The organism is Pseudoalteromonas obscura (genome assembly GCF_030135505.1).
GTDB classification, from domain to species: domain Bacteria; phylum Pseudomonadota; class Gammaproteobacteria; order Enterobacterales; family Alteromonadaceae; genus Pseudoalteromonas; species Pseudoalteromonas obscura.
Genome location: NZ_JASJUT010000001.1, coordinates 257,812 through 281,783, shown reverse-complemented (window position 1 = coordinate 281,783; position 23,972 = coordinate 257,812). Strand labels below are relative to the sequence as shown.

Sequence of the window (23,972 nt, the reverse complement as noted above, 5' to 3'; positions counted from 1 at the left end):
ATCACTGTTCAGATAAAAGTTAGAATGAAAAGCTTGTAACAATAGGTGTTTGTGGATATACCTATAAATAATAACGCCCAAGAGGGCACAACAGACAAAATTAGTCAAAATAGGCAAATATGGGCAAATCGCTAGTAATCGTAGAGTCTCCCGCAAAGGCCAAAACTATTAATAAGTATTTGGGAAAAGACTACATTGTGAAATCCAGTGTAGGTCATGTTCGTGATCTACCAACGTCAGGAGCGGGTAAAACCAAAGGGGTTGCTACCAAGTCTCCGGCTGAAGTACGTAAAATGTCACCAGAAGAGAAGGCGGCATATCGCAAACAAAAGGACTACGCTAATTTAGTTGCAAGAATGGGTATTGACCCAGAGAAGGGCTGGGAGCCTCACTATGAAGTGTTGCCTGGCAAGGAAAAAGTTGTTCAAGAGCTTACAAAGCTTGCGCAAGATGCAGACCATATCTATCTCGCAACCGATTTGGATAGAGAAGGGGAAGCAATTGCTTGGCACCTTGAAGAAATAATCGGTGGTGATGCGTCAAAGTATAAGCGAGTGGTATTTAATGAGATAACCAAAAACGCAATTACACAAGCATTTGAGGCGCCGGGTCAGCTCAATACTGATATGGTGTATGCGCAACAAGCTCGCCGCTTTCTAGACCGAGTTGTAGGATTTATGGTTTCACCTTTGCTGTGGCAAAAAGTCGCGCGAGGGTTATCAGCTGGTCGAGTTCAATCGGTTGCTGTGCGTTTGCTGGTTGAGCGAGAAAGAGAAATTAAAGCGTTTATCCCTGAAGAATTTTGGGATATTCATGCCGATACAAAACTGGCAGCAAGCGATGTTCGTTTTGCTGTGACTAAGTATCAAGGTCAAGCGTTTAAGCCCGTTAATGAGCAAGAAGCATTAAAAGCAGTTGCGGATATTGAAAGCGCAAGTCTTTCTGTTGTTAAAGTTGAAGAGAAGCCAAGTAAGAGTAAGCCGAGTGCACCTTTTATTACTTCGACCATGCAGCAGGCTGCGAGTACCAGATTAGGTTACGGCGTAAAGAAAACCATGATGTTGGCGCAACGTTTGTATGAAGCTGGTTACATAACTTATATGCGTACTGACTCCACAAACTTGTCAAATGATGCCGTTGAAATGTGTCGCGAATATATTCAAGGGAACTTCGGTGACAAGTATTTACCAAAAGCACCTATAAAATATAGTGCTAAGGGAAATGCACAGGAAGCGCACGAAGCAATTCGACCGTCTGATGTAAATGTATTATCAGGACATGTCGAGGGCGTTGACGCGGATGCTAAGAAGTTATACGAACTTATTTGGCGACAGTTTGTTGCTTGTCAAATGACTCCTGCTGAGTATGACCTGACCAATATCACTCTTGGTGCAAACGACTACACCCTAAAAGCACGTGGACGTGTATTGAGGTTTGATGGTTGGACTAAAGTACAACCAGCAGTGCGCAAAAAGAACGAAGAAGAGCAAGCATTGCCTGCTGTGGCCGTAGGTGACAACGTTGACTTAGTGAGTCTAGATCCTAAACAGCACTTCACTAAGCCACCGGCTAGATACAGTGAAGCAAGCTTAGTTAAAGAATTGGAAAAGAGAGGGATCGGACGTCCGTCTACTTACGCGGCAATTATCTCAACAATACAAGAACGCGGATATGTACGTGTGGAAAACAGACGTTTCTTCGCTGAAAAAATGGGAGAGATAGTTACAGATCGCTTAGTTGAGAACTTTAATGATCTAATGAACTTTGACTTCACAGCAAAAATGGAAGGTCGTTTGGATGACATTGCTGAAGGTGAAAGGGAATGGACTCATGTTCTTGATAAGTTTTATGCGGACTTTTCACAGCAGCTTGAATTGGCAGGTCAAGATGAAGCCGAAGGCGGCATGCGTCAAAATGTGATGGTCGAGACAGACATTGACTGTACAACTTGTGGCAGAAAAATGGGTATTCGTACAGCATCGACTGGTGTGTTCTTAGGTTGTACCGGGTATAGCTTGCCACCTAAAGAACGTTGCACAACAACAATGAATTTGATCTCTGGTGATGAAGCCATTGATGCTGAAGATGTTGAAGATGCTGAAACAGAGAGTTTAAGACAGAAAAAACGCTGCCCAATCTGTGAAACGGCAATGGACTCATACCTGATAGATGAGACACGCAAGATCCATGTGTGCGGTAATAACCCTGCATGTGGTGGTTATGTTGTTGAACAGGGAACATTCAAGATAAAAGGTTATGATGGACCTGTTATTGAGTGTGACAAATGCGGCGCTGATATGCAGCTCAAGTCAGGGCGATTTGGTAAGTACTTTGGCTGTACAAAAGAAGATTGTAAAAATACGCGTAAACTACTGAAAAGTGGTGAGCCAGCGCCACCAAAAGAAGATCCAGTTCCGCTACCTGAATTGGAATGTGAAAAGTCGGAAGCACACTTCGTCCTGAGAGACGGTGCATCGGGCATTTTCTTGGCGGCGCATACATTCCCTAAATCGAGGGAAACTCGTGCGCCAAAAGTGGCAGAGTTGAAGAGATTTAGAGATCGAATTTCTCCTAAGTTTTATTATCTTGCGGATGCGCCAGAGCAGGATAACGACGGGAACTTAGCGGTAGTTAGGTACTCTCGAAAAACGAAGACTCAATATGTCATGACAGAAGTTGAAGGAAAAGCCACAGGCTGGAAAGCAACTTTTGTTGATGGTAAGTGGGTTGAAGAAGAGAAAAAACGTAAGAAATAACTAAAAGGCCAGCATTTGCTGGCCTTTTTATTGGACAGATGTTTTCAAAGTAACGTCAATCAAATAAACCTGCCGACGGGCAAATATCACAGTCATGCTGAATTGATGATTGCTCACTCTATGCATCTAAATTAGAAACGTGAACAGTTGACTTGCCACAATCGGCCCTCTATTCTAACGCCCTCTGTATTAATCGACTAATACAAAAAATATCAACAACGAATCTAAAAACAGGTGTTGATTTACATAAGGAAAACAGTAATGAATAAGTACGGCAGCCACTTTGTTAAGCTGTTTAGTTCTGGCTTAGCGACTCTTGCCATTGCCTGTTCTGGGATAGCCACTGCGCAACAAAATACACCTCTTGAAGCGTGTTATGTTGAAGGGCTTCAAGACCGATTAATGTGTGGCTCGGTTAGCCAACCGTTGTCAAAGAATTCGTCTTCGGAAAAAGTGGAAATTCATTTCGCCGTGATCCCGGCGATAAAACAATTGCACCCAAATGAGGCTGTATTAGCATTCGCTGGTGGTCCTGGACAATCAGCGATTGAAGTGGCGGCAATATTTGCACGTAACTTAAAGTATGCAAGAGAGAACAGAGACATTATCCTTGTGGACCAGCGTGGAACAGGAAAATCTCAACTTTTACAATGTGACAGTGGCAGTATAAAAGAGCAATTTGCATTCGACGATCAAGCCCTGTCGTTTATTACTTTTACGCAAGAAGAAACCAATAAGTGCAAAGCGCAACTACAAGTCGACTTATCAAACTTTACAACCGTAGCCGCCGCCAGCGATTTTGAAGCTGTGAGAATCGCGCTTGGGTATGACAAATTGCACCTGTATGGTGCATCTTATGGTACTCGCATAGCACAAGAGTATTTGCGTCAATACCCAGAGTCGGTCGCCAGTGCAACACTTGACGGTGTCGTACCGATGCAGCAAAGTTTAGTTGCGATCGGCGACGCTATTGATGGTGCGCTAAATGAAGTGTTTTTGGATTGCATGGCTGACAATGCGTGTTTAAAACAGTATCCAACGCTGGCCAATGACTATGCAGAGCTTATCGCGTCGCTTAAAGATAAACCGATTACTGTAAAAGTCAGGCATCCTCGCACCTTTGAAGAGATCAAACTTGTAATCACCGAAAGTAAACTGCGAGGCGCGGTAAGAATGGCTCTATATAGCCATACTACACGTTCATTGATCCCGCTGGTAATAGACTCGGCTAAGCGTGGAAACTATAGCCCACTGGCTGGATTACTTGGCAATGAAACAACATTAGGTGGCATTGCAATGGGTATGCACAGCGCTATCACATGTGGTGAAGACTGGCCAAACCTGACCGAACCCGACCGAATTCAATATAGCCAATCCTATTTTGGTAAAATGATGATTGAGTCGCTAGATGCCATCTGCCCAATATGGCAAGTAGAGCCAGTGGATGAGTCATTTTATAAACCAGTAAAAACAGATTTACCTATTTTACTTCTCTCTGGTGGGCTAGACCCCGCAACTCCACCAAGCTGGGCAGAGCTTGCCATGGTTAACTTGTCCAATGCAAAACATCTCGTAGCGCCATCTGCAACTCATGGCGTTGCGGCACAAACCTGTGCCAACAAAGTGATAGGGCAATTCATTAATACCTTGACGTTTTCTGAGCTGACTACTGATTGTTTAGATAAAGACAACCGAAAGCAGTACTTCATGAATATTAATGGCCCAGTTGCCAACCAGAGTAAAGGGAAAACTAATGATTGAAGTAACTGACTTAGAGAAAAAGATTGGCACGGTGCAAGCTCTGGATAAACTAAGTTTTCGCGCTGATGATGGCAAAATAACAGGGCTTTTGGGCCCCAATGGGGCAGGCAAAACCACATGCTTGCGAACTGTATTTGGCCTTCTTCAAGCCGATAGCGGGTTTGCCAAGATAGACAATATTGATGTGGCGGCCGAACCGATGCGTGCCAAGCAACAGCTAGGCTTATTCCCTGACCCGTGTGGTTTGTACGAGCGTTTAACCCCTAGAGAGTATGTCCAATTTTTCGCAGAGCTTAGTGGGATGGAAAAGCAAGATGCGATCACAGCTACAAATGATGTACTTGAAAAACTTCAAATGGAAGATATTGCTGATCGCAAGTGTCAAGGCTTCTCACAAGGGCAGCGTATGAAAACTGCGCTGGCCCAGGCCATTGTTCATCAGCCGACAAATATTATTCTCGATGAGCCTACCCGTGGGCTCGATGTGATGAGTACACGCATTTTGCGAGACTTGTTACTTATGCTCAAAGAGCAGGGACATTGCGTCTTGTTTTCTAGTCATGTGATGCAAGAAGTTGCAGCATTGTGCGACCATGTTGTTGTTATGGTCAGCGGAAAAGTGGTTGCCGAAGGGTCTCCACAAGCATTATGTCAACAGACTAAAAAAGAAACACTGGAAGAAGCTTTTATTGCATTAATAGGATCAGATGAAGGGCTTGCAGCATGATGAAACTCGTTCAAGTTCTGTATAAAAAAGAAATGCTGGATGCTAGTCGAGATAAACGCTCGGTAATGGCAGGTCTTTATTACGCGATTGGTGCGCCCATCGTGATGTGCTTGTTGTTTACTATATTATTGAAACAATTGAGCTCTCCAGAAGCACTCGAAATTACGATAGAAAACTCAGATGCTGCCCCTAGTCTTGTAAGCTATTTAGAGGCTTATGATATTAGTCATGGCCAAGAAGGCAATACAAAAGCGATTACACTCATCATAGATGAAGACTATGAGCTAGATATGTCTGAAGGTCGCAGTGCGCGTGTAACGATCGTTGCCGACAAATCTGATAATAAACTGATTAAGTCAGTTCGTCGATTAGAAGCAGCACTTGCTCGATATAATTCTGAGGTAGCAGGACTTAGGCTGATTAGCCGAGGCATTGACCCAAGTATTATGCGTGCAATCAATGTACAAACTCATGATCAGGCAACGCCAGATTCAAAAGGGGGTATGTTTTTAGGTATTGCAACTCTGTCTATAATCATTGCGCTATTCTATTCTGCGATGAACTTAGCCATTGACACCAGTGCAGGTGAACGAGAGCGGAATTCATTGGCGCTCCTATTAAGCCACCCATTGAGTAGCACGCAAATAGTGTTAGCAAAAGTGGCTGCCATCGCCAGTTATTCGATGATAGGATTGGTTTTAGTCTTGATTGTTTCCAAGTTCGCATATGGCATGGTGCCATGGGAGCAGCTTGGTTTTAGCATCAATTTAGACGTTATGTTTATACTATTTTGCACTATTATAGGATTACCTATTGCCTTGATGTCGGCGAGTCTACTTGTGTTTGTCTCCTTTATGGCGAAGTCGTTCAAAGAGGCTCAGTCTTACGTTGCTTTTGTGTTATTTGTACCCATCGGTTTGAGTATGATGACAACCTATGATATTGCGACCGACTATGTACAATGGATCCCCATTGCAGCGCAGCAGTACGCCATGATTGAGGTTATCAAGGGTAATGAACTCCCTCTGATGCAAGTGATATTATCGTCTTTTGGCACATTGGCCTTGTTTGCTATTTTCACTATGTTGAGCAGCAAAATGTTGAAGAGTGAAAAGGTTGTATTTGGCCTTTAATTAATATTGTTCTAAATGGGTTGAGCAAGCTTCAGTGCTCAACCCACTGCAGATCAGCACGAACAGTTTTAGTTTTGAACTCAATCACAACACCTGACGATGTGCCACAGATAACCAAGGCACAATGACTTGGAATGAGGCAATCACCACTTACTTTAAATGTATTTAAGTGCCCCAGTTTTTGTTGCTGTTTTAACGTGTTGACAGTGCGTTTTGTAGCGTAATTATTGTGCTCACGATACAATAGTGTAAGCCTGATTTATTCGCTCTGCGACAATAATTCATGTATGCCCTGTATGTAGCTATAAAAGCTAAAGTGCGCACACAACACGGTTTCTACCTGACTTTTTAGCTTGATAAAGCGCAACGTCGAGTTTGCTGTAAATTTTGTCTAGGCTTTGAGGTGAGTTTTGGTAATAGTAACTCGAAAAGCTTGCGGTTATGTTGATTTCCTCTCCAGACTCTGTATCTATTGGTGTGTTGCTAAGTTGAACTCTGAATTGCTCAATAATATCCACACAACTTGAACGCGCCAAGTTTGGAAGGAACAGCATAAACTCCTCTCCGCCAAAACGAGATAAAAGTGCGTTGCTTCCGAAAAATTCTTTTGCCAGCAATGCTGTTTGTTTTAATGCACGATCTCCTGTTGGGTGTCCGTACACATCATTGACTTGTTTAAAGTGATCTAAGTCGAATAATACAAGGCAGTGTTGTTTGCCGATCGCCGGCAAGTTTGTACGCGACACCACAGATAAAAATGCACTGCGAGTCAAAGCGCCGGTTAGGTTGTCGTGTTGCGCTCGGTATTTGTGTTTTGAGTATCCGCGCAAACTAATGAATAGAAGTAGCAGCGAGAACAAAATTATTATTGCTTGGAATTGTTGTCGCTCCTCTAACTGGGAGATCTGGTCCAACTGCAAATTATTATGCTTTTCTAAGCGAATATTTTCTAGCTGTTGTGCTGTCACTTCAAGTTCTGACTCGAGTGCAATCATCGCTTGCATCGTTCTTTGGCTATTAAATTGTTCTTTTTCAGTAATGAGTTGGTTTTGCAATGTATAGGCTTGTTCGTAGTTTGATTGCTGTGCATATAAGTCTGACAACAGTTCTAGACTTTGAATAAGGTGCGTTTTGTCACTGGCATTTCGAGATAGATCTTTAGCCTGAGAGGCTTGCTGAACAGCTTTCTCTATTTGGCCAAGTGCACGCATATTTTCTGCTGCCTGTAGTCTTATATCAGTGATTAGATTAATGTTATTCGACACGCTAATTTTTGACAGGGCGAGATCTAAGGCTTGTGTTGCGAGCTCTGTTTTCGCCGTGTTGGTATAAACTTTGGCTTTTTGAACAAGTGCGTAGGCTTGGCGATAGGCGTTATCAGACTGTACGTAGTATTGATATGCTTTATCTAACCATTGCAATGAGAGGTCATAATTTCCCGCTTTGTTGGCAACAATCCCTAAATTGAGCATGGCCAATGCAACTTTAAATTGGTTTTTTTGTGCTTTTCGTAGCATCAATGCCTTTTCCAAATACTTTGTGGCATCGTTATAATTTCCAATTTCTAGATACGTGAGAGCCAGGTTATTGTAATAGGGGGCTTTATTTCCTTCATATTTTGAGTTGGCAATAACTTGTTGATACATCTCAATTGCTAAAGCATGGTCCCCTAAAAAGTTAGCGTTCAACGCCTTCGCATTTTGTAAAGCGTTTAAGCCCCAAAATGGTTTTTTCAGCACGCTGGCATTGCGCTCAACCTCTTGGATATGATGGTCTAATTGAATGTAGTTCGCTAATGTGATTTTTGCATTGATATAAAAGAGCTCGACAGTAGCAGTGAGTGCAGGGTCCTCCATGGTGTACGCGCGTGTTATAGCCAGCTTAAAAGCCTGCATTGTTTGCTCGTATTCATTATTATGTGCACTTATTAGGGCCATAACCAGATGTTGCAAAATAACGTCGTACTCACTGTTGCTATACTCAATTAGCGTGTTTAAGGTTGATCCTTGCTTAAGCGCTAATGCCGTTCGAGTCAGTGTTGCGCCGATATAGACACGTTTTGCACTGGGCTGCGTAATGTTGACTTGCTCTACTAAATAATCAAATGCAGTACGAGTATTTTGTGCACGAAGTATATCGTAGGTTTGTTGCCAAGAACTTTGTGTTGAGCTGTAAACCGGGGAGGCACCAAATAATAATAGTGATAATGCTAGAGCAACATAAAAACGCAAAGAGATAGCCTTTGGGAGTAAATAATTGCGAATAATAACATAATAGTTTGGCGCTTTTACAGCCATTAAGGTGTTATGATTTGTAATCGAGGATCTACAGAAACAAAAAATGCCAGTGTTACTGGCATTTTTTATGTTTGAAAATTAAGCGAGGTCTTCCTGTGTATCGGTATGATCTCGTTTATGATGTGTCGCTATCTCATTGGCAAGTTCTTGTTTTGATCGCTTTTCTGTTAATTTCCTGGTGGTTAGCCAATAAAAAAACAGGGGAACAAAAAACACTGCTAAGAAGGTTGCGGCCATCATGCCACCCATAACGCCTGTGCCTACACTATGTCGCGCACCAGCTCCCGCTCCTGAACTTAACACTAGAGGTACAACGCCTAAGATGAAGGCCATTGACGTCATAATGATAGGACGGAATCGTAGCCGCGCCGCTTCGAGAGCCGCTGCACTCGCACTCCAACCTTGCTGATGTTTCATCAAGGCGTATTCAACGATCAGGATGGCATTTTTACTCGCAAGACCTAGCAGGGTAACTAGACCAATCTGGAAATAGACATCATTCGTTAATCCTGCAACCCAAATTGAAACCAGTGCACCAAAGGTACCAAACGGCAGTGCAAGTAGCACAGAAATAGGCAGAGACCAACGCTCATAAAGTGCCGCCAATATTAAAAATACCATGACAACGGCAAGCCCTAACGCAAGCCCTGTAGTGCCAGAACTACGCTTTTCTTGGAAAGCAGATGCTGTCCACTCGAAGGTCATGTCAGGTGGTAGCACTTCTGCTGCGATGCGTTCAATTTCTGCTATTGCTTGCCCCGAGCTGTATCCCGGTGCTGCGTTACCCATCAGCTTTACCGCTGATAAGTTGTTGTAGCGGTGTAAGCTTTCAGGCCCTCTAGAAAATTCAATGTCGGTGAAGGCAGAAATTGGAACCATATCACCTTGGTTATTCTTAACGTAAATGCGGCCAACATCTTGTGGCGTCATTCTAAATTGCGCTTCAGCGGACATAATGACCTGCCATGAGCGACCAAACTTATTGAAGTCATTGACGTAATAGTTACCTAGGTTTGCAGCAAGCGCATTAAAGGCAGAGTTGATATTGACGCCCATTGCACGTGCTTGCTCTCTATCCATATGAACTTTGAGCTGTGGAGCATCGGCTCGCCAAAGTGTTTGTAAGCCGCCTAAAATAGGGCTTTGTTGAGCGGCATTCATCATTAACTGCATGCCTTGCTTCAGCTTCTCAGGATCCGCACCAGTTTTATTTTGCAAGTAGAACTCAAACCCGCCAGTACTACCCAAACCAAATATAGCAGGGGGGTTAAAGGCTAGTACCAGTGCTTCTTTGATGTGCGCGGTTTTCATAAATAGCTCGCCAACCAGAGATTTAGTGTCTACCTCTCGTTCATCCCAATGTTTTTGAGTGATGAAAAGTGTTGCTGCGTTATTTTTGTAACCACCGCCTAAGAAGTCAAAGCCAGTAAAAGCAACAACATTTTCATTTGCCGGGTTTGACTGTGCAGCTTCTATAACTTGTTTTGTGACTTCAGTGGTCCTTTCTAAAGAAGTACCATCAGGTAAAAAGACGGCACTGATATAAAACCCTTGATCTTCGTCAGGAACGAGAGAACCTGGCGTTTTTTGCCACATAAACAGAGTCGCTCCTACCATAGCAGACATCAATAAGAAGCCGAGGGCACCGCGACGGATCATGAAGCTGACCGACCCAACATATTTACCTGTCATACGAGTGAACCAATCATTAAACCACAAAAAGAATCGGGCAGTTTGTTTGTGCTCGTGTTTTAGGATAAGTACGCAAAGTGCTGGAGTCATCGTCAAGGCAACAACACCTGATAAACTGACTGAAATTGAAATTGTAATCGCAAATTGTCTAAAGAGCTCGCCTGTTAACCCACCAAGAAACGCGATTGGGATAAATACTGAACACAGTACCAGTACGATAGCAACAACTGGACCACTGACTTCTTCCATAGCTTTATAGGCTGCTTCTCTTGCGCTGACGTGTTGCTCATGCATGATCCGTTCAACGTTTTCCAATACCACTATGGCATCATCGACGACGATACCAATTGATAACACCATGCCGAACAAGGTTAAGGTATTGATTGAGTACCCGAGCATATATAGGCCAGCAAATGTACCAAGTAGTGATACAGGCACTGCCAGTGTTGGGATTAAAGTTGCACGCCAGTTTTGCAAAAACAGATAAACCACGAGGAAAACAAGCACCATTGCTTCACCCAGTGTGATTAACACTTCGCGAATAGACACCTCAACAAAGCGCGTAGTGTCATAAGAGTTAATATGTGAGAGCCCTTGTGGAAACTGGGTTTTGAGTGATTCAATTTCCGCCTCAACCTCTTTCGCGACATCTAGGGCATTTGCGCCCGGTTGTAAGAAGATACCGAGCAGTACTGCATCTTTGCCATTGATGGTACCGTTGAAGTTGTAATCTTTTGATCCAAGTTCAACACGTGCAATATCCTTTAGTCGTAATGTTGAACCGTCAGTGTTAGCTCGGATGATAATATTGTCGAATTCTTCAGGGGTTGAGAGCCGCCCTTGTGCGGTGACACTGTATACCAGTTCTTGTGGGCTCGCTGAAGTGGGTGTTGCGCCAATGCTACCCGCCGCATATTGTGAGTTTTGTTCACGAATAGCACTAGTTACTTCTTCTACTGTAACTTTCAGCTGACTCATGATGTCTGGTCTTAGCCAAACCCGCATTGCATAATCACGCGCGCCAAATATCTGCACATTTGTGGTGCCAGGGATACGCTTAATATTATCCAATATATTCATAGTGACGTAGTTGGATGTCCACAAGCTCGAACGGCTATTGTCAGGCGAGTAAAAAGCATGAACTTGTAAGAAGCTTGATGAACCTTTAGCAACGACAACACCTTGACGACGAGTTTCTTCAGGCAATCGGGCTTCGACTTGCTTAACTCGGTTATTCACATCAACTGCGGCTTGGTCCACGTCAGTGCCAATTTCAAATGTCACCGTAATCGTCGTTGCACCAGCGCTACTGCTGATCGACTCCATATACATCATGCCCTCAACGCCAGTGATCGCATTTTCTATAGGTGCAGCTACCGTTTGCTCTAAGACATCGGCAGAAGCACCTGGATATACGGCAGTGACTTGTACTTGTGGCGGAGAGATCTCAGGATACTGTGCAACGGGCAGGGTACGCATAGCTGCAAGGCCCGCAAGCACAATAACTATTGAAATCACAAAGGCAAAAATAGGCCTATCTATAAAGTATTTTGAAAACATAGGGCTTACTCTCCTTCAGCCGCTATATTTACAGGCATGCCCGGAAAGAAAATTCGAGCCATACCTTCGACAATGACTGGCTGATCTGGTTGAAGGCCTGAACGAATAATCCACATGTTTTGGCCATTCAAATTCACCCATTCTCCAACTTCTACAGGGGCAGGAAGTGCTACTTTCATCCCTTGCTCATTGTCAGCGGCCACATACACGAATTTACCAGTACCATTGTCCAATACGGCTCTTTGAGGGACGACAATCGCTTGATTTCGGACTGCTCCACTGAGTTGCACACGAACAAACTGGCCTGGACGCAGCTCACCATTGGGGTTGGCAATTCTGGCTTGAAGCTCTGAGGTGCCTGTGAAACGGTTCACTCGGACATCAGAAAAGTTTACTTTGCCTTGCTGAGAGTAAGTTGAACCGTCTTGCAAAATGATGGTCGCGTCAAACTCGTTGTTGTTTGGCAAGGTCAGTTTGCCAAGCTCAACATCCTTACGCATAGCGAGCTGTTCTCGTTCTGAAAAACCGAAGCGTGCACGCATTGTGCTGGTGTCAGTTAATTCCGTGAGTAATACGGTTGGACCTGAAATATAGCTGCCTTGAGATTCTCTTTCTCGACCAATAATACCTGATACCGGCGCTTTGACTTGAGCGTAATCTAAGTCAAGCTTTGCTTCATTGAGAGCAACAGTTGCGGATTCTAGGTTTGCCAAAGAAATATCGTAAGCTGATACAGCATTGTCGAAGTCTCGTTTCGACACTGAGCGTTCATCTTTCAGTCTTTCTAATCTGTTTTTCTCTCGCTTTGCTTGGGCAACATTGGCTTCTGCTGCGTGCAAATCTGCTTGCGCTTTTTCTAACTCAAGTTCGAATGGTTTAAGTTCAATGGTAAAGAGTGAGTGGCCCGCCTTTACATATTGGCCTTCGTCAAAGTTTCTTGACTCAATAAGCCCGGGTACCCTTGCGCGGATCTCTACTTCTTTATCGCCCAGAAGAGTTGCTGGCAATTCGATGTTAAATGGTACACTTTGCGTTGAAACGTGTGTAACACTGACATTAGCAGGTTGCATACCAAAACCGGCCTGTTGCTGTGGTGCTTCCGAGCAAGCACTTAATGTACCTGCGGCAAATAGTGCCAAAGAGAGGTGTTTAACTTTGCTTTTGAATGATGCTGGATACATGAACACTCCAAATCCTATTTAATATCGTGCTTTCTAAACCGCTGCATTAAATCAATAATAACAGTTTAGCTTACTGCCTTGTATAAAATATTCCACTGGAAAAAAATAGCGGTCACTTTGTCATGTCATACCTTTCTCACACCAAAGCTAAGGTTATAAACTCGACAATTATACAAGTAAACGCTAGTGTATACTTATTTGAAATGAAGGTAAACGGATCCGTGTACTTTTTTGGGTTAAATATAAACGCTGTCGTATACTTTTTATTGTCCCTATTTTTAGTTAAACTTATGTTAATTATCAAAAGAGAGAAAGATTGATGACGCAATTGTCAGCCAAGCAGCAAGCAATACTGGGTGCTGCGATAGATCAGTTTGCGCTTATGGGCTTGCAAGCAACAACTATGGAGGCGATTTGCCAAAAAGCGGAAGTATCAAAACGGACTTTATATAAACATTACCCCAACAAAGAAGCTTTGTTTGATGCAGTGGTTATTTTACTTATTGAGAGAATTGAGCCTCTAACAGCAATTCAATTTATTCCAAATTATGACTTTGAAGTGCAACTAAAACATCTTGCATCAAGTGTGGTTGGCTTACTCTGTGACCCCGATTATATAAGACTTTCTCGAATTGTGATGATTGAATCTATGCGCAGTGAGGCTCAGGCTAAGCGTCTTAACGAAAAATTTAGCCATTGTGAACATTCTATGGTGGTGTGGTTTGAAGAAGCGTCATTGGCTGGGTGTTTAGGAGACCATGACGCACACTTTGCAGCTGCTTTTTTCTGGGGTGGCTTAAAAAGGCTTACCTTTTGGGAGATGGCTATTCGATGGCAACCACCAGTCGACGAGCAGCAACTTGCAGCCTTTATTGAGCAGGCGTGTAAGTTGTTTTGTGGGGGAGTTAATCCACGCCAATAAAGCCGCCTGTTTGGTGAGCCCAGAGCTTTGCATAAATGCCATTTTTTGCCAGCAACTCTCGATGAGAACCTTGCTCGACGATGACGCCTTGCTCTAGCACAATTAGTCGGTCCATTTGCGCTATGGTCGATAGCCGATGCGCGATGGCAATAACGGTTTTTTGTTGCATAAGCTCATCTAAGCTGGCCTGAATGGCATGCTCTGATTCGGAATCCAAGGCTGAAGTAGCTTCGTCGAGAATTAGTATCGGAGCGTCTTTTAACAGCACTCTAGCAATTGCTATGCGCTGCCGTTGACCACCAGAGAGTTTGACGCCGCGCTCTCCAACTTGTGCTTCTAAGCCTTGATTCCCGTGGCTATCTTCGAGATCCTTGATAAAAGTATCGGCTTGGGCTTTAGAAATGGCTTGCTTTAGCTCTTGCTCAGTTGCGTCTGGTCTGCCGTACAAAACGTTATCTCTAATACTGCGATGCAACAGAGCTGTATCTTGTGTCACCATCGCAATTTGCTTTCTTAAACTTTCTTGGGTTATATCATTGATATTTTGCCCATCTATAGAAATAGCCCCATTTTGAATATCGTAAAACCGCAACAGCAGGTTTACCAGCGTCGACTTACCAGAGCCAGAGCGCCCAACAATGCCTATTTTCTCACCGCTTTTAATCTTGAATGAAAGAGATGAGAAGACATTGTTAGGTAAATTCTCATCATATCGCTTGTAAGCAAAAGTTACGTTGTCAAAGCTGATGGCGCCAGCGGTCACGATAAGCTCGTTCGAATTTGGACTATCAGTTACCTCAACAGGTCGTGACAAGGTGTTCATACCGTCGACTACTGTGCCGATATTTTCAAATAAGCTGCTAATTTCCCACATGATCCATTGAGACATACCATTAAGTCTTAGGGATAGACTAATTGCAATGGCAATCTCGCCAGCGGAAATAACATTTTTCGACCAAAGGTATAAAGAGAGTGCAGCAATGGTGAAAACTAATAAATAGTTCAAAGCTTGAATACAGACATTGAGACTGGTTACTAGGCGCATTTGGCGGTAAACCGGTTGCATGAACACATCCATGCTGCTTTTAGCATAGTGTTCCTCACGGCGAGTGTAAGAAAAAAGTTTTACAGTTGAGATATTGGTATAGCTATCAACAATACGTCCGGTCATTTCAGAGCGGGCATTGGCTTGTTCCGCAGCGACTTGCTTGAGACGTGGTAAAAAATAAAACTGTAATCCGATATAAAGCAGTAACCAAACAAAAAGCGGCAATAATAAATTGAGGTCGCTACTGCCTATCAGCACCAATGTGGCACCAAAATACACCACGATGTATACCAATACGTCTAGCAACTTCATTACGGCTTCTCTAATGGCCAATGAGGTTTGCATGAGCTTGGTTGCAATTCTGCCTGCGTAGTCGTCTTGATAGAACGACATACTCTGTTTTAATAAATAGCGATGCGCAAGCCACCTAATAGACATGGGGTAGTTACCGAGTAAGCTCTGATGCAAAAATGCACTATGCACAAATACCAAAATTGGGATACCAATGACGGTTATTCCAGCCATCGCAATCAAGGCCTCACTTTTGTTGCTCAAAAGTTGGGATGGAGTCATGGTTTGCATCCAATCTACCAGCGTTCCCATAAAGCTGAATAACACGACTTCTAACGTCGCCAGCGATGCAGCACATATAGACATAATGATAAGTGGGTATTCCATGCCTCGGCTGTAATGACGACAGAAGGCATAGAGCGAATTGGGAGGTTGATCCGCATTGCGATTTGGAAATGGGTTAGTAATTTTTTCAAACAACTTATACATCAAATGTCCTTATAAATGCCCAAGTGTCTTATTAACCATATATAAGATTACGGACATTGACAGAAATTAATGTCTTTAAGTGTATTTTAAAAAAAGAGAAGTGTGTAAATGGTGGAGTAAGATTTCGACGGTGAGCAAGTTGACTCACCATCGCTAAGGCCGAATGTTTAAGCTTGTTCGTCTTCTACATCGTGGCCGTATGTTTTGCGCATGATAAGTACATAGGCGTTTGTAAACGCTTGTTGTTGGTACTTTCTCAAACCTGTCTCTTCATAGTCAACAGGCACAGGGTTACGCTTAAGTTGTTCTTTTACTTCAGTTGCATTTAAAAGGTGAACTTCTGTATTTGGAATTAATTGTAAAGCCGCTTCCATTTTGAAACCAGCAGCACTACCTGCAAACTTGCCTTTATGCGCTCTTTGACGAATCGCGATAGTGTCAATTTGGTAGTCTTCCACAAGTTTTGATAAGTCGAAGTGAAACTTGCGCATTGCTTCATGATCTTGGCCAATATTTGGCAAAGTGAAACGAGTTTGTCGAATATCCCTAATATCGAAAACGTCACTTTCTTTCGTTAAAAGACAAAGCATCGCTTCGCTGCCGGTAATTTCAACACCTAATGTTCTCATTGTATTTTCCAATCTATACCTAATGGCAGGGATAATAGCATAGCTTTTTTGTTAAATAGTAATTTCTATCGCAATTGCTGCATGATCTGAATATCTTATGTCCTCTTCATCTCTTTTTGGGTCCAAGTGGCTGGCGTAATTGTGATAAGTTAGCGAATTGACCTGCGAACTTGGGTGACGAGGAGAAAACTCTTTGGACGTTAAAATGTAGTCCAATACATTACCTTCTCCCTGAAAGTAATGAGTCGGGGGCTTGATACCTAGTTCAGGTTGGTTGTCTGCAATTGCAAAGCTCTCATACAGGCCGACACTTTCAATCAGACTGGATTCACTTGCAACGGGAAATTGCTCAGTCATAAACGACAGTGCTGGGCTTGTAATATGTGCGTTAAAATCACCCATCACTAAGGTCGCTGAGTTTTTTTCTCGCTGTGTTTTAAGTGCATCGTAATACACAATGGAGGCTTCAAGAGAGCGCGATATTTGAGATTGCATTGCGCCGACTGTTTGATTGAGCATAGTTAAGAAGGGATCTTCTTGATCTGGATCTCCGAGTAACTGGGCCATTGAATGAACTCGTTGGGATTTAAAATGAACTGCGTAGAGGGTTAATAAGCCAAAACCATCTAATTCAAATGTACACTTTATCGGTGTCCGGTTGAACTTGAAGTGGGCGAGGTTGTTTAAATATTCTAACAACTCGTGGCTGGGCTCTAACGGTTTACACTGTTTAAATGGCAGTTTAGATGCGATTGCTACAACTGGGTTAAAAAGTACATTGGAGTAGACAGCATCTGGCTTAGGTGAATCCACCGTGGCAAAGTGAGTGAGCCCTAAATCTTCACACAGTGATGCGAGAGTGTCTGGATTGAACACTTCTTGAAATACGATAACAGTGGGGTCAATGTGTTGGATCAGCCCTGTGATAAACTGTGTTTTAGTGGTCCATTGAGTGTCTGAATACATTTCTTCAGGTTGGTAAAATGCATACGGAGGCTCTGCAAAATTCAAAAGATTGAATGACGCAAATTTGAATGTTGTTCGCTGCTCCATATAATTCCCTCAATTTTCCATTAATAACGACTATTTTATCTTAGTCTTTTCCTTGCAACTCGTCACGCATCAGGTCACAATAGCGCCAGGATTGAAAGACCCCAGTCAAATTTAGCATATCACTGAATAACCAATGCTTATTCGTAAAAGCGTTGATGGGCAACACTAACACTTAAAATTGATAATAGATACATGTGACGCGGCGTAGGTGTCACCACTGTAAATAGGATTAAAAATGCCAGTAATTACTCTTCCTGACGGCAGTCAGCGTATTTTCGAAAACCCTGTTACTACTCTTGATGTTGCTAAAGACATCGGCCCTGGTCTTGCAAAAGCAACCATCGCTGGCCGTGTAAACGGTGAGCGTGTAGATGCATGTGACATCATTGAGCAAGATGCCAATCTTGAAATTATTACCGCAAAGGACGAAGACGGTTTAGAGATCATTCGTCACTCTTGTGCGCACTTAATTGGTCACGCGGTAAAGCAACTTTTCCCTGAAGCGAAAATGGCGATAGGCCCAACTATCGACAATGGCTTTTACTATGACATCGACATGGAGCATTCATTAACTCAAGAGGACCTTGATGCTATTGAAAAGCGGATGTTACAGCTTGCAAAAACAAACTACGATGTTGTTAAAAAGAAAGTAAGCTGGCAAGAGGCTCGAGACACATTTGAATCTCGCGGTGAAAGTTACAAGATGGAAATCTTAGACGAGAATGTTGCTAAAGATGACCGTCCGGGTTTATATCATCACGAAGAATACGTTGACATGTGTCGTGGCCCTCACGTACCAAACATGAAGTTCTGTCAACACTTCAAAATTATGAAGGTGGCAGGCGCATATTGGCGTGGTAATGCAGATAACAAAATGCTTCAGCGTATCTACGGAACCGCTTGGGCAGATAAAAAGCAGTTAAAAGCCTACCTAAAACGTTTAGAAGAAGCTGAAAAACGCGACCACCGTAAAATTGGTAAAGCGCTAGATCTATGGCACTGGCAAGAAGAAGCGCCAGGCATGGTATTTTGGCACAACGACGGTTGGAGCATATACCGTGAGCTAGAAGACTTTGTACGTGAAAAATTACGTGAGTACGACTACGAAGAAGTAAAAGGCCCATTGATGATGGACAGAGGGCTTTGGGAAAAGTCTGGTCACTGGGATAAATACTCAGATGCAATGTTCACCACAGAGTCTGAAAAGCGTGAATATGCTATCAAACCAATGAACTGCCCAGGTCACGTACAAATCTTTAACCAAGGCCTGAAGTCATACCGTGATTTACCGCTTCGTATGGCTGAGTTTGGTTGTTGTCACCGTAATGAGCCGTCAGGTGCACTACACGGTCTTATGCGTGTACGTGGCTTTACACAAGATGATGCCCATGTATTCTGTACAGAAGAGCAGATCATGGATGAAGTATCATCTTGTATCAAGATGGTCTACGATACATATGAAACGTTTGGTTTTGAAAAGATTGTTGTAAAACTTTCTACTCGTCCTGAAAAGCGTATCGGTGAAGATGAAATGTGGGACAAGGCAGAAGCAGCACTAGCTGAAGCGCTGAAGTCTAATGACATTGAGTTTGAATACCTACCGGGTGAAGGTGCGTTCTACGGACCTAAGATTGAGTTCACATTGTACGATTGCTTAGAGCGAGCTTGGCAATGTGGCACAGTGCAGCTAGACTTTGCGTTACCGGGTCGTTTGGGCGCTACATATGTAGCTGAAAATAACGAGCGTAAAACGCCTGTTATGATTCACAGAGCGATTTTAGGTTCGATTGAACGTTTCATCGGTATTTTAACTGAAGAGTATGCTGGTTTCTTCCCAACATGGTTAGCACCGAAACAGGTTGTTATCATGAATATCACGGATAAACAGGCTGATTATGTCCAAGAAGTTGTGCAAAAACTAAATAAACTTGGAATAAGAGCTTGTGCTGACTTGAGAAATGAGAAGATTGGCTTTAAAATCCGCGAGCATACTTTAAAACGTATACCTTATTTACTTGTTGTTGGCGATAAAGAAGTTGAGCAACAAGAGCTAGCAGTAAGAACGCGCAAGGGCGAAGACCTTGGCAAATTCTCTGTAGATGATTTTGTCGCTAAAATTAGCGAAGAAATTAAAAACAGAGCTTAACTTTTGAAACCCGTGCGGCAAACATATTTACAACAGTGCCGCACGTTTAATTTTGGATTTTTTGGAGGAACGTACCATTAGAGGCGGCAAAAAAGGGCAAACTACTGCTCAAAAGAATCGTATCAATGATGAAATCACAGCGAAAGAAGTTCGCTTAATCGATGCTGAAGGTGAGCAAGCGGGCATTGTCTCTACGAGAGATGCGCTAGCGCAAGCAGAAAACGCAGGTTTAGACCTTGTTGAAATCAGTCCAAACGCTGAGCCACCAGTGGCCAAGGTAATGGACTATGGTAAGTTCGTTTTTGAAAAAGCAAAATTACAAAAAGAACAGAAGAAAAAGCAAAAGCAGATCCAGGTTAAAGAAATTAAATTCCGTCCTGGTACTGACGAAGGTGACTACCAAGTTAAACTTCGTAACTTGCGCAAGTTCTTAGAAGGTGGCGACAAGGCGAAAATCACCATCCGTTTCCGTGGTCGTGAAATGGCTCACCAAGAAATCGCAATTGACATGCTTAACCGCTTAAAAGCAGATTTGGAAGAGATCGCTCAAGTTGAGTCTTTCCCAAATCGTGTTGAAGGTCGCCAGATGGTTATGATGATGGCACCTATTGCAAAAAAAGCATAAGTCAGGCATAATTCGCGCCGATTTTTGAAAGAATTTAGCACAGGTATACAAAGTACTGAGATTTTTAATCTTGAGTCACCTGTGTTAACCGGTTATAAGTAAGCATTTTGTTTTCATTTTGCTTCACCGGAACAGGGTGTAAGCTGGGCCTTAAAAGAGATGTTCGCATCCGCCTACTTGCATATATTAAACGCAATATCATTTGGAGTTATTGCAATGGCTTATAAGCTAAAAACACACAGAGGTGCTGCAAAGCGCTTCAAAAAGACTGCTTCAGGCGGTTACAAGCGTAAACAGTCGCATCTTCGTCACATTCTGACTAAGAAGTCTTCAAAGCGTAAACTACACCTACGTGCTAAGTCTATGGTTCATAAGAATGACCTAGGTCTTATCGATCGTATGTTACCATTCGCTTAATAGAGGATATCAGAAATGGCAAGAGTTAAACGCGGTGTTATCGCACGTGCACGTCACAAAAAAGTATTAAAGCAAGCTAAAGGTTACTACGGAGCACGTTCACGTGTTTACCGCGTAGCGTTCCAAGCTGTAACTAAAGCTGGTCAATATGCATACCGTGACCGTCGCGCTAAGAAACGTACTTTCCGTCAACTATGGATTGCACGTATCAATGCTGCAGCACGTCAAAACGGCCTATCTTACAGCCGCTTCATTAACGGCCTTAAAAAGTCGTCAATCGAAATCGATCGTAAGATCCTAGCTGATATCGCAGTATATGACCAAGTAGCTTTCACTGCTCTAGTAGAGAAAGCAAAAGAAGGTCTTGCAGCTTAATTTTTTAATTAAGTAAAGCGATGTTAAAAAGGAGCCTTTGGCTCCTTTTTTAGCTTTCAAACAAACTGTTTTTTCAATTTAGCCGACAAATTGCGTTTCCTAAAAATCTCTCAACGATTCTTAAGCAATAACTTATCCAGCCAACGTGAGCTTAAAACCCGCTTTAAATAACCCATTAAGTAAGTTGGAAAAGTGACATAGTATCTAGGTTTGGCTTTCGGCGCCTCAATGGCGTGGAGCAACTTATCATACACAGCCTCAGGACCAAGCGTAAATTTTTGCGGTGCTGTTTGTGCCTTTAACCTGGTTAACTGTGCTTGGTATTCAGCACTGTGATGGCTAGCAGTAATATCAATATGTGTTTCGAAAGCTTGCCGTGCATTTTTCCTAAATTCCGACAAAATTGGACCTGGCTCAATTAAGCTGATCTGAATGTCAGTGTCTGCAAGCTCCATTCTGAGTGTGTCGGTTAATCCCTCCAGGGCAAATTTACTCGCGTTGTAGGCACCTCGGTAGGGCAATGCAACTAAACCGAGTACAGACGAATTTTGTACGATACGCCCTTGCCCAATTGTTCTCATATGGGAGATCGCTAATCGGGTTAATGTGTGCCATCCAAAAAAGTTGACTTCAAATTGCTGCCTTAACACATTCGTAGGTAAATCTTCGACGGCACCTGGTTGTCCGTAAGCGCCATTGTTAAATAAGACATCCAATTGACCATCACATAATTGAAGTGCTTGTTCGAATCCTTCTTGTATTGATCTCTCATCTGACAAGTCTAGTAAGACGCAAGGGATATTAAGCTCTGTAAACTGTTCAAGGTGCTTTGGATTCCTTACTGAGGCAATTACTTTGTACCCAGAGTTATGCAAAGTTTTTGCACAATATAATCCTATTCCGGTAGAACACCCCGTTATTAATATGCTTTTACTCATTGGTTTAGTTAAACTTTCCTTAAATTAGCGACGCATTAGTGCGTTTAACTGTGAATTTTTGTTGAATCACCGCACATTGTAAGCCGTTAAATAAAATATTGATATAATCAACTTAATACAAAAAAGACACAAAGAATGTTTATGAGTTTAGGTATTGTTCTGCTTTCTGCAACACTTAATTTGAATAGTCATCTCCCTCCATTGCAGCCTTGGCAAGGGGAAAGTCAAAGCTTGATGCAACAAAATGGGCCTCTGACAACAGACTTTGAGTTAAGTGGCGGATTGGAGTCTCCGAATTACGAACAAACAAACGCATTTATCAAGCGATTAGTGGCGTCAAATCCGACTCAGTTTCAATCAATAAAGATTGGTACAAGCGATCAAGGTAGAGACATCAATATGCTGCTGGCTGTAGAAGGAAGTCAGTTTTCGCCAGCTATGATGAAAAATAATAATAAGCCGACAGTGTTAATTCAAGCGGGTATTCACGCAGGTGAAATAGATGGCAAAGATGCCATGTTTATGCTGCTAAGAGATATTGCTACAGGAAAGCGCCGCGACATCTTAAGCAAAGTCAATATCTTGTTTGTGCCGATTTTGAATGTGGATGGCCATGAGCGAAGCAGTGAGTTTAACCGAATAAACCAACGTGGCCCGTTGACTATGGGGTTTAGAACAAACGCACAAAACTTAAACCTTAATCGTGATTACACCAAGTTAGACACACCTGGTGTTCGTGCGATCTTGAAGGTCATTAACGACTACGATCCTGCGCTATACATTGATGTACATGTAACTGACGGCGCTGATTATCAATATGATGTCACTTATGGCTTTAACCCAAGCTTTGCTAGCGACTCGCCAGCTATTGCGAAGGTGTTAGAAGAGCAGTTTACCCCTATTATTGACGAAAAGCTGTCAAAGTTTGGTCATATCCCAGGCCCGCTTGTATTTGTTATGGATAAAAGAAACCTTGAAAAAGGGCTGGCGGGTTGGGTTGCATCACCAAGGTTTTCAAATGGCTGGGGAGATATTAAAGGGTTGCCAACTATCTTGGTAGAAAACCACTCATTAAAGCCTTATAAGCAAAGGGTGCTAGGGACTTATGTTTTTATCGATGGCGTGATAGATGCATTGTCGCAACAGCATAAGGCGTTAGAAAAAGCGGTCGAATCGGAAAAACACTTTTACCCAACCGAGCTGGTGGTTTCAAGAGAGTATAGTAAAGAGCCAGATTTCGTAAGCTTTAAAGGAATAAAATTTAAACGCTTTCAAAGCGCACTGTCAGGTCATGAAGAAGTTAAGTATCTGGGAGAGCCGATTCACTATGATAAACTCCCGGTCTTCTGGCAAAAGGAAGTTAAGTTAAAAGTATCTGTGCCGGAGGCTTACTTTATTCCTCCACAATATTCAGCATTGGTTGAAAAACTTCAACTGCATGGAATTGAGATAGAAAAGCTCGTCGACGGTGACGTTATGGCGGGGCTAACTCAGCTTAATGTAGATGACTATAGTTTCGCTAAAATGCCCTTTGAAGGGCGTTTTAGAGTCGATGCGACATTTAATCATCACCTGATAGAGCGTGAATTATCCCTTTCTGGCTGGACGAAAGTATCAACAAAACAAGCATACTCAGAGTTAGTTACACACTTGCTTCATCCCGCAGCGCCTGATTCATTTTTTGCATGGGGTGATTTTCATAGTATTTTCCAACGAACAGAATATGTTGAAAATTATGCACTTGAGCCATATGCTAGGAAAATGTTAAAAGAGAGCCCTAAGCTTGCTTTGGCATTCGACAAAAAAATCCGTGAAGATAATTCATTTGCTAAAAGTGATAAACAAAGGCTTGAATGGCTGTATGAGAAAACACCATACTATGATCAAGCGTACTTAAAATACCCTGTACTGATGTTTTATGCGAAGAAGTAA

17 protein-coding genes are annotated in these 23,972 nt (G+C 42.7%); 10 read left to right on the top strand and 7 right to left on the bottom strand.

Features of this window, described 5'->3' with window-relative positions:
* The first annotated feature begins 119 nt into the window (after positions 1-119).
* The 4 genes from topA to QNM18_RS01265 all read left to right on the top strand — a co-directional run bounded on the left by topA (position 120) and on the right by QNM18_RS01265 (position 6,377).
* On the top strand, positions 120-2,756 hold the full coding sequence (topA, locus tag QNM18_RS01280; RefSeq protein WP_211012274.1) for a type I DNA topoisomerase: 2,637 nt from the start codon (positions 120-122) through the stop codon (positions 2,754-2,756).
* A 261-nt stretch (positions 2,757-3,017) separates the two neighbouring features.
* Positions 3,018-4,517: an alpha/beta hydrolase gene (locus QNM18_RS01275; protein ID WP_284136082.1), complete on the top strand. Its 1,500-nt coding sequence runs from the start codon at positions 3,018-3,020 to the stop codon at positions 4,515-4,517.
* Positions 4,510-5,244 (top strand): ABC transporter ATP-binding protein, encoded by a 735-nt coding sequence (locus tag QNM18_RS01270; protein WP_284136081.1) that lies wholly within the window; start codon positions 4,510-4,512, stop codon positions 5,242-5,244. Before QNM18_RS01275 ends, QNM18_RS01270 begins: the two co-directional genes overlap by 8 nt.
* The gene (locus QNM18_RS01265; protein WP_284136080.1) at positions 5,241-6,377 is read left to right on the top strand and encodes an ABC transporter permease; all 1,137 of its coding nucleotides are present in this window, start codon (positions 5,241-5,243) and stop codon (positions 6,375-6,377) included. Before QNM18_RS01270 ends, QNM18_RS01265 begins: the two co-directional genes overlap by 4 nt.
* Before the next feature lie 311 nt (positions 6,378-6,688).
* Here the strand turns inward: QNM18_RS01265 and QNM18_RS01260 are convergent, their stop codons facing one another.
* From QNM18_RS01260 to QNM18_RS01250, 3 genes are all read right to left on the bottom strand, one after another.
* Entirely contained in the window at positions 6,689-8,674 is a 1,986-nt protein-coding gene (locus QNM18_RS01260; protein WP_284136079.1) for a diguanylate cyclase, read from the bottom strand.
* A gap of 78 nt (positions 8,675-8,752) precedes the next feature.
* Positions 8,753-11,926, bottom strand: a complete 3,174-nt coding sequence (locus QNM18_RS01255; RefSeq protein ID WP_284136078.1) for an efflux RND transporter permease subunit — start codon at positions 11,924-11,926, stop codon at positions 8,753-8,755.
* 5 nt (positions 11,927-11,931) lie between these two features.
* Positions 11,932-13,107, bottom strand: coding sequence for an efflux RND transporter periplasmic adaptor subunit (locus QNM18_RS01250; RefSeq protein ID WP_284136077.1), 1,176 nt, complete (start codon positions 13,105-13,107; stop codon positions 11,932-11,934).
* Positions 13,108-13,426: 319 nt separating this feature from the next.
* Here QNM18_RS01250 and QNM18_RS01245 point away from each other — a divergent pair, with 319 nt between their 5' ends.
* A complete protein-coding gene (locus QNM18_RS01245) occupies positions 13,427-14,029 on the top strand; it encodes a TetR/AcrR family transcriptional regulator (protein ID WP_211012267.1) in 603 nt (200 codons plus the stop codon).
* On the opposite strand, the gene QNM18_RS01240 is transcribed toward QNM18_RS01245, so the two are convergent.
* The 3 genes from QNM18_RS01240 to QNM18_RS01230 all read right to left on the bottom strand — a co-directional run bounded on the left by QNM18_RS01240 (position 14,013) and on the right by QNM18_RS01230 (position 17,539).
* A complete protein-coding gene (locus QNM18_RS01240; RefSeq protein WP_284136076.1) occupies positions 14,013-15,857 on the bottom strand; it encodes an ABC transporter ATP-binding protein in 1,845 nt (614 codons plus the stop codon). The genes QNM18_RS01245 and QNM18_RS01240 overlap by 17 nt on opposite strands.
* Before the next feature lie 167 nt (positions 15,858-16,024).
* The gene (locus tag QNM18_RS01235) at positions 16,025-16,486 is read right to left on the bottom strand and encodes a DUF3010 family protein (RefSeq protein WP_023398353.1); all 462 of its coding nucleotides are present in this window, start codon (positions 16,484-16,486) and stop codon (positions 16,025-16,027) included.
* Between the two features lie 51 nt (positions 16,487-16,537).
* A complete protein-coding gene (locus QNM18_RS01230) occupies positions 16,538-17,539 on the bottom strand; it encodes an endonuclease/exonuclease/phosphatase family protein (RefSeq protein ID WP_211012265.1) in 1,002 nt (333 codons plus the stop codon).
* A gap of 235 nt (positions 17,540-17,774) precedes the next feature.
* On the opposite strand from QNM18_RS01230, the gene thrS reads away from it, so the two are divergent.
* The 4 genes from thrS (at position 17,775) to rplT (ending at position 21,102) form a co-directional block, all read left to right on the top strand.
* Positions 17,775-19,685, top strand: a complete 1,911-nt coding sequence (thrS, locus tag QNM18_RS01225) for a threonine--tRNA ligase (protein WP_284136075.1) — start codon at positions 17,775-17,777, stop codon at positions 19,683-19,685.
* A 61-nt stretch (positions 19,686-19,746) separates the two neighbouring features.
* Positions 19,747-20,310 (top strand): translation initiation factor IF-3, encoded by a 564-nt coding sequence (gene infC / locus QNM18_RS01220; protein ID WP_081216365.1) that lies wholly within the window; start codon positions 19,747-19,749, stop codon positions 20,308-20,310.
* A gap of 216 nt (positions 20,311-20,526) precedes the next feature.
* Positions 20,527-20,727, top strand: coding sequence for a 50S ribosomal protein L35 (rpmI, locus tag QNM18_RS01215; RefSeq protein ID WP_023398350.1), 201 nt, complete (start codon positions 20,527-20,529; stop codon positions 20,725-20,727).
* Positions 20,728-20,742: 15 nt separating this feature from the next.
* A complete protein-coding gene (gene rplT / locus QNM18_RS01210) occupies positions 20,743-21,102 on the top strand; it encodes a 50S ribosomal protein L20 (protein ID WP_023398349.1) in 360 nt (119 codons plus the stop codon).
* A 110-nt stretch (positions 21,103-21,212) separates the two neighbouring features.
* Here rplT and QNM18_RS01205 read toward each other — a convergent pair whose 3' ends face one another.
* On the bottom strand, positions 21,213-22,040 hold the full coding sequence (locus QNM18_RS01205; protein ID WP_211012263.1) for an SDR family oxidoreductase: 828 nt from the start codon (positions 22,038-22,040) through the stop codon (positions 21,213-21,215).
* Between the two features lie 141 nt (positions 22,041-22,181).
* On the opposite strand from QNM18_RS01205, the gene QNM18_RS01200 reads away from it, so the two are divergent.
* Positions 22,182-23,972: a M14 family metallopeptidase gene (locus QNM18_RS01200; protein ID WP_417714758.1), complete on the top strand. Its 1,791-nt coding sequence runs from the start codon at positions 22,182-22,184 to the stop codon at positions 23,970-23,972.

Excerpts from the sequence above, each read along its gene's own strand:
- topA (WP_211012274.1), top strand. The coding sequence starts at position 120 with ATGGGCAAATCGCTAGTAATCGTAGAGTCTCCCGCAAAGGCCAAAACT.
- QNM18_RS01275 (WP_284136082.1), top strand. The coding sequence starts at position 3,018 with ATGAATAAGTACGGCAGCCACTTTGTTAAGCTGTTTAGTTCTGGCTTA.
- QNM18_RS01270 (WP_284136081.1), top strand. The coding sequence starts at position 4,510 with ATGATTGAAGTAACTGACTTAGAGAAAAAGATTGGCACGGTGCAAGCT.
- QNM18_RS01265 (WP_284136080.1), top strand. The coding sequence starts at position 5,241 with ATGATGAAACTCGTTCAAGTTCTGTATAAAAAAGAAATGCTGGATGCT.
- QNM18_RS01260 (WP_284136079.1), bottom strand. The coding sequence starts at position 8,674 with ATGGCTGTAAAAGCGCCAAACTATTATGTTATTATTCGCAATTATTTA.
- QNM18_RS01255 (WP_284136078.1), bottom strand. The coding sequence starts at position 11,926 with ATGTTTTCAAAATACTTTATAGATAGGCCTATTTTTGCCTTTGTGATT.
- QNM18_RS01250 (WP_284136077.1), bottom strand. The coding sequence starts at position 13,107 with ATGTATCCAGCATCATTCAAAAGCAAAGTTAAACACCTCTCTTTGGCA.
- QNM18_RS01245 (WP_211012267.1), top strand. The coding sequence starts at position 13,427 with ATGACGCAATTGTCAGCCAAGCAGCAAGCAATACTGGGTGCTGCGATA.
- QNM18_RS01240 (WP_284136076.1), bottom strand. The coding sequence starts at position 15,857 with ATGTATAAGTTGTTTGAAAAAATTACTAACCCATTTCCAAATCGCAAT.
- QNM18_RS01235 (WP_023398353.1), bottom strand. The coding sequence starts at position 16,486 with ATGAGAACATTAGGTGTTGAAATTACCGGCAGCGAAGCGATGCTTTGT.
- QNM18_RS01230 (WP_211012265.1), bottom strand. The coding sequence starts at position 17,539 with ATGGAGCAGCGAACAACATTCAAATTTGCGTCATTCAATCTTTTGAAT.
- thrS (WP_284136075.1), top strand. The coding sequence starts at position 17,775 with ATGCCAGTAATTACTCTTCCTGACGGCAGTCAGCGTATTTTCGAAAAC.
- rpmI (WP_023398350.1), top strand. The coding sequence starts at position 20,527 with ATGGCTTATAAGCTAAAAACACACAGAGGTGCTGCAAAGCGCTTCAAA.
- rplT (WP_023398349.1), top strand. The coding sequence starts at position 20,743 with ATGGCAAGAGTTAAACGCGGTGTTATCGCACGTGCACGTCACAAAAAA.
- QNM18_RS01205 (WP_211012263.1), bottom strand. The coding sequence starts at position 22,040 with ATGAGTAAAAGCATATTAATAACGGGGTGTTCTACCGGAATAGGATTA.
- QNM18_RS01200 (WP_417714758.1), top strand. The coding sequence starts at position 22,182 with ATGAGTTTAGGTATTGTTCTGCTTTCTGCAACACTTAATTTGAATAGT.